Below are 332 nucleotides of genomic sequence, written 5' to 3' on the forward strand. Positions count from 1 at the left end.
GTTTGGGATGCACGCTCGTGCTGGAACGTGTCGTGTCATTTGAAGTGTTGGACCGGGGCTGTCGTTGGCCCCGTGCCTGCCCAGGCAATAGCCACGCCGCATCCTGCGCACCGGTACGCTGGCGCTGATACGCACCTTGTGCCAGGCGCCTCATGGCGGGGCGCGTGTCACTGTTGAGCAATCATTCAGCGCTCCGCCTACACTGTCGCCAGCGCACCCATGCGCAGCGGCTGGCAAGTCCGGAGGACACGGGCGGCTGGCCACCATGGATGGACCCCAAGGAGCGTTTTGCTGATGACCACCCCGTCGATGTACGAATTTCTGGTGCCGAC

Annotated in this window: 1 protein-coding gene; it reads right to left on the reverse strand. The window is 63.9% G+C overall.

Annotation, left to right across the window (positions count from 1 at the left end; all coding sequences use genetic code 11):
* Positions 1-181: hypothetical protein (locus RVY79_RS18340; RefSeq protein WP_317465967.1), on the reverse strand; the 181-nt coding region annotated here is incomplete at its 3' end.
* Positions 182-332: the final 151 nt, after the last annotated feature.

This window comes from Chromohalobacter sp. HP20-39 (genome assembly GCF_033052815.1).
GTDB lineage: Bacteria > Pseudomonadota > Gammaproteobacteria > Pseudomonadales > Halomonadaceae > Chromohalobacter.